The organism is Roseobacter sp. (assembly GCF_039970775.1).
Classification (GTDB): domain Bacteria; phylum Pseudomonadota; class Alphaproteobacteria; order Rhodobacterales; family Rhodobacteraceae; genus Roseobacter.
The window spans coordinates 1-6157 of record NZ_JBDVLG010000023.1; the positions used below are offsets into that span (position 1 = coordinate 1).

3 protein-coding genes are annotated in these 6157 nt (G+C 61.4%); 2 read left to right on the plus strand and 1 reads right to left on the minus strand.

The genetic code is table 11. The features are described from left to right. The coding region (locus ABJH13_RS04705; RefSeq protein ID WP_348405062.1) for an NAD(P)H-dependent glycerol-3-phosphate dehydrogenase at window positions 1–1099 on the minus strand (1099 nt) is incomplete at its 3' end. A 476-nt stretch (window positions 1100–1575) separates the two neighbouring features. Here ABJH13_RS04705 and ABJH13_RS04710 point away from each other — a divergent pair. Together ABJH13_RS04710 and ABJH13_RS04715 are read left to right on the plus strand one after the other, a co-directional pair. After that, entirely contained in the window at window positions 1576–3342 is a 1767-nt protein-coding gene (locus ABJH13_RS04710; protein ID WP_348405063.1) for a BamA/TamA family outer membrane protein, read from the plus strand. Then, the coding region (locus tag ABJH13_RS04715; protein WP_348405064.1) for a DUF490 domain-containing protein at window positions 3342–6157 on the plus strand (2816 nt) is incomplete at its 3' end. The genes ABJH13_RS04710 and ABJH13_RS04715, both read left to right, overlap by 1 nt.

Consider the following 6157-nt stretch of genomic DNA (forward strand, 5'->3'; position numbering starts at 1 on the left):
ACGCGGGGTTGCGCAGTGAAATATCAAGCGCACGCGGCTCTGCCTCGATCGGGCGGGTCCAAAGATCGCCAAAGGTGCTGTGCAATTCGGCGCCGTTGTGCAAAATCGCGTGCACGGTCTCGCAGATCGGCATCGACACACCCACCCGGCGCGCAAGATCCACGATAGAGGCGGCGTTGGCCTCGCCTTCCACCACAACCGGCCGCCCGTCAAAGCACGCGGCACGGGGCGTGCCCCGCCCCAACTGCACCCCCAGCGACATGTTGCGCGAGGTTTGGCTGGAACACGTCAACGTCAGATCACCCGCACCCGCCAGCCCGGTCACGGTTTCGCGCCGCCCACCAAGCGCTTCGGCCAAGGCTTTCATTTCGTCCATGCCGCGCGTGATCAGCGCCGCGCGGGTGTTTTCGGCAAATCCCGCACCCGTCATCATGCCACAGCCAATGGCGATCACGTTTTTGATCGCGCCGCCGATTTCCACGCCGACCAGATCGTCAGATATGTAGGTCTTGAAAGACGCGGTGCTCATGGACACCGCCAACCGCGCGGCGGGGCTTTGGTTGGGCGCGAGCCTGTCGGAATGGCTAAAGTCAAAGGCCACCGTTGCCGCGGTCAGATGCCCTAAGGCGGTTTCCCGCGCAAATGTCGGCCCTGATATAGTGCCAACGGGGATATCGCCCAATTCCTGCGCGGCCACCTGCGACATCAGCATACCGGTTTGCGGTTCGATCCCTTTGGTGCAGACGGCAACAGGGGTTCCGGCCGGTAAAAACGCTCTCAGATCGGCGGCGACACGCCGCACGGCCCCTGACGGCACGACCAATAAAACCGCATCGACCCCTGACAGGGCTTCTGACAAATGTGCCGTCGCCACGAGCGTTTCTGGCAGGGCAATACCGGGTAAATAAGTGGTGTTTTCATGTGTTTGGTTGATTGCATTCACGGTTTCAACGTCGCGACCAAAGATCCGCACCTGTCGGCCTGCAGTGGCGGCAATACTGGCCAGCGCCGTCCCCCAAGCGCCCGCACCAACAACGGCAATCCGTTCATAAGGTCTGCTATGGACGTCTGTCGTTTGTGCCGGGGGCGATACAACCATGAGGGGTTAGATAAAGATATCTGCCGCGACTTCAAGCGGCCTTGTCCGGTTGCGACATTGGATTGCGTAATATGTGTCACAATGCGCCCATTTATTGTGCAAAAGTCATCATCCATGGGCAGGCTTGTTGTGTTGGGCTGAACCAGAACATCGACTGAAAAACAAATAAACATTATAAAACAAATGCTTAAAAATCGTTCTTACCCTGTCGCATGTGGGCATGGACACCACGATGGGCCATCGCCATGGCATGTCGTTTTTGGCCCATTCAAACGCGCCATCGCTGCGCCGGTTGCGGATGTCGGCGCGACTATTCGCCGTTGCACATGTGTCTTTGCAGAGGTGACGTCCTTTCCTATAAAAGCGCGTTCAGGGGCGATTCAACACCGCGCCCTATGATCGCGACAAGCGCCGCTTGATCCGTTCGCCCAACTGGGGAGAGTGACGTGGGTATGATTTTGGGCAGGCAGTGCGTTATGGCTGCCATTTTGGGCCTGTGCAGCACATCGGTGCAGGCGCTGGATGTGACGGTGCAGGGCACGCTGGGGGATGATTTGCGCGCCGATATCGATGGCGGGTCGCTGTTGCTGGAGCAATCAAAGTCAGAGGATGACGTGTCACCGCAGGAAATTGTATCGCTTGCGCAGGCCGACTATCAGCGGTTGCTGGCGGTGCTCTATGACCACGGATATTATGGGGCGCAGATCCAGATCACCCTTGATGGGCGCGAGGCGGCGGCGATCAAATCGGTTGTGCCCCCCGACAGTGTGACACGCGCCGAGATCACAATAACCACAGGCAAGGTGTTTGGGTTTGGCACCGCGCAAATCGGCCCGCTGGCCAAAAACACCACTCTGCCTGACGGGTTTCGCACTGGCGAAACGGCGCGTCTTAGCCTGCTGCGCGATGCGGTGGGTGCGGCCACACTGGCATGGCGCAACGATGGCCACGCCAAGGCCGCATTGCAAAGTCAAAGCGTGACGGCGCGGCATTCAGATGCCACCATAAAGGCGACCCTGCGGATGGATCCCGGGCCGAAACTGCGGTTTGGCGCGTTGGACGTGGCGGGCAACACGACCGTTCGCACCGAACGGATCATCGAAATTGCGGGCCTGCCCGAGGGCACCACCTACACCCCCCAAGAATTGAGCCGCGCCGCCACACGTTTGCGGCGCACCGGGGCGTTTCGGTCAGTCGCGATGATCGAGGCCGACACCCCCACCGCAGACGGCGCCTTGCCTATCACGGCCCGGATCAGCGAAGAGCAACCCCGCCGGTTCGGATTTGGCGCTGAGGTATCCACAGTAGAGGGCGTGACGCTGAGCGCGTTTTGGCTGCATCGCAATCTGTTTGGGGGCGCAGAGCAGCTGCGGTTTGACGCCGAAATCGAAGGCATCGGCGGTGAAACGGGGGGCACCGATTTCCGGCTGGGCGCGCGGTACGAACGCCCGGCCACCTTCAACGAAGACACCAAATTATTTTTGCTGAGCGAGATCGAACAGCAAGACGAGGTCAATTTCTTTTCACGTCAAGCCACCATCGGCGCAGGAATAGAACGCATTGCCTCCGAACAACGAACCTATCAACTGGGCGTGGGGTTCCGGCGCGCCACGACGCGCGACGCCTTTGGCGAAAACAATTACACGTTGTTTTTGGTCCCGTTGGCGGCGACCTTTGACTACCGCGACAAAATCCTCGACGCCCGCAAGGGGTATTTCCTGAACGCCGAAGTCACGCCGTTCTTGGCGATTGATGGGGCCGACAATGGGGTGCTGACCTCGCTGGACCTGCGCGGCTACCGCACCTTTGGCGATGCGCGGCCCACAACTTTGGCGCTGCGGGGGCAGTTGGGGTCGCTGGTGGGGCCGGGGCTGTCTGTGGCGCCGGCTGATTTCCTGTTTTATTCGGGCGGCAGTGATACGGTCAGAGGCCACGAATACCAATCTTTGGGCGTCGATCTGGGGGGTGGTCAATTGGTTGGTGGGCGGTCCTTTCTGGGTTTATCCGCAGAACTTCGCATGCGCACTGCCGGCAGTCTTGGCTATGTGGGGTTCTTTGATGTGGGTTATATCGGCGAAGAGGCCTTTCCCGACGGGTCGGGCGACTGGCAAAGCGGCGCAGGCGTGGGCTTGCGGTATGACACACCGATTGGCCCCATTCGGTTTGACGTGGCGGTGCCCACCACGGGCGATGACGACGGATCGGCCGTCGAAATTTACATTGGTATAGGACAGGCGTTTTGATGCGTATTCTTCGCTCTTTTTTCGCAGGTGTCACCGTGCTTTGGCTGGCGCCGATGGCAACATTGGCCCAGGAAGATGACGGCGGGTTTCTGACCCGCACCATCGAAGATCTGCTGTCTGGTGCCGGGCGCGAGGTCAACATCGAAGGCTTTGCCGGGGCGCTCAGCTCTGAGGCGTCCTTTGACCGGATGACCATCGCCGATGACGATGGCATTTGGCTGACGCTAGAGGACGTGCAGCTCAACTGGAGCCGCCTTGCCTTGCTGCGCGGCCGCCTAGAGGTAGACCGCCTGAGCGCCGCCAGCCTGACATTGCCACGCTTGCCACAAACAGAAGACACCACCCAAGTGCCATCTGCCGAGGCCACCGCATTTGCCCTGCCGGATCTGCCCGTTTCTATTAATATCAATACCTTCGAGGTGGCGCGCATTGCGTTGGGCGAACCTATCATCGGGGTGGCTGCGGATCTGGGCGTGCAGGCCAGCGCGCGGTTGGACGGCGATGGTGCGGTCATTGACCTGACGGCCAACCGGGTCGATGGACCACAAGGATTATACCTGATCAAGGGCAGCTTTGCGCGCGACACGTCCGAACTTGCGATCCAGATCGAACTGGACGAAGACGCAGGCGGTATTGCGGGGCGGTTGATGGCGTTGCCGGGCGGGCCATCGGTGGATCTGACCGTGGCGGGCGCCGGCCCGTTGGATGATTTCACCGCCGATATCGCGCTGGCCACCGATGGCGCGCCGCGTGTGGCCGGGCAGGTGGTGCTGGGCACACAACCGGTAAGCACCGAAGGCGCCCCCCCTGACAGGCGCATCCGTGCGGATCTGGGCGGCGACATCACCGCGCTGGTGGCCCCGCAGTCGCGTGATTTCTTTGGCCCCGATGTGCGCATCACGGTTGATGCTATTTTGGCGGCCGCGGGCGGCGTCGATGTGCAGGATTTCACGCTTGATGCGCAATCGGCGGATCTGTCAGGCGCGGTGCGGCTGAACGCCGACAATTGGCCGGTGTTTGTTGATGTGGACGGCAAGATCGCGCGGGCCGATGGGGCGCCGGTGCGGCTGCCCGGGTCAGGCACGGACACCACCGTTCAGGCCGTGACATTGAACGTTGATTACGATGCAGGGGCGGGCGATGCCTTTCGCGGGGTGTTTGATATCGATCAGCTCAACCGCGATGATCTACGGTTCGAAACTGCACAGATGACGCTGGACGGCACGTTGCAAGGCGACGTCGGCACGGTTGGTCGGTTCTTGGGCGATATAGAACTGGCCGCGCGCGGGCTGGAACTGGCAGACCCAAATGCGGCGCAGGCGTTGGGGCAGGATCTGCGCGGCAAAGCCAACATTGATTATGTCGAAGACAGCCCCATCCGCATCACCGGGCTTCATCTGGCGGGCGATGATTTCAGCCTTGCGGGCGATATCGTGATCCAAGGCCTTGTGGGCGGGTTTCCCACCACGCTTGACCTACGTGTTCAGGCCGCAGAACTGGCGCGGTTTGCAGCATTGGCGCAACAGCCGATCGCGGGTGCGGCGGCGTTGAATGTGGCGGGCGACATCACACCATTGAGCAGTATGTTTGATCTGGCAATCACCGGCACCACGACAGATTTGACCGTGGGCGTCGCGCAGGCCGATGCCGTCCTTGCCGGTGAAACCCAACTGATGTTGCAGGCACGCCGGGATCAATCTGGCACTTTCGTTGAAGGGCTCGACCTTAGCAATGCAGCACTGGACGTGGCCGGTGATTTTGCCCTGCGGACCAACGATAGCTTGGTGTCTGCGCGGGCATCGCTGCGCGACATCGGGTTGGTTTTGCCGCAGTATCAAGGGCCTGTGACCATCGTCGCCGAGGCCACACAAGACGCACAAGGCTGGGTGGTCGATCTGGATGCCGATGCCCCCTACGACAGCGCACTCAGCGTGTCGGGGCGGGCCACCGGGCCACAAACGGATGTAGATTTTCGGCTGTCGGTGCCCGAGGTCAACCCGTTGGTCGATAGTCTCAAGGGGCCGCTGGCCGCGGCAGGGCGACTGTGGTTGACCGATCAGGGGTATAATGTCGACGTCACCGCCGACGGCCCGTTTGCGTCGCAAGTCAGCGTTGCGGGTTTGGCCACAGGGCCGCAAGCCGCGATCACCTTCGCCGCGAACCTGCCCGATATCGGCGTGTTTGTGCCCGAAATTCGCGGTCCATTGTCTATCGAAGGTGACGCGGCGCGCGCGGGCACCGCATGGCAATTGAACACCAACGCCAAAGGCCCCGCAGGCACCGATGCCACCATCACGGGGCAGGTCCAAGAGGACGGTCTGTTGGATCTGGCGATCGCAGGCACCGTACCATTGGGTCTGTCAGAGCCGTTTTTGGCGCCGCGCAGCCTTCAGGGGCAGGCGCGGTTTGACTTTAACGTCAAAGGCGCGCCGGGGCTTGATGCGGTGTCCGGGCGGATCACCACCGACGGCGCGCGCTTTGCCGAGCCCAACCTGCGTGTGGCGCTGACCGACCTTGATACAACGCTAGATCTGGCCAACAGTTCCATGCGCATCACCGTCGACAGTGCGGTGGATGCGGGGGGCCGTTTGGGGGTGACGGGGTCGCTGAACCTGGTCAGTCTGGCCGCCGATCTAGACATCGCGCTGCGCAGCCTTGGGTTCGCGGACCCAAAGCTGTTTTCGACGGTATTAGACGGTGCGGTCACAGTAGACGGCCCGCTGACCGGTGGCGCGCGGATCGCGGGCACCATCAACGTCGGTGAAACCTTGGTATCGGTGCCGTCATCGGGGCTAACGAGTATTGGCACGATCCC

Coding starts and splice junctions, on each gene's coding strand:
- ABJH13_RS04710 (WP_348405063.1), top strand. CDS start 1,576: ATGGCTGCCATTTTGGGCCTGTGCAGCACATCGGTGCAGGCGCTGGAT.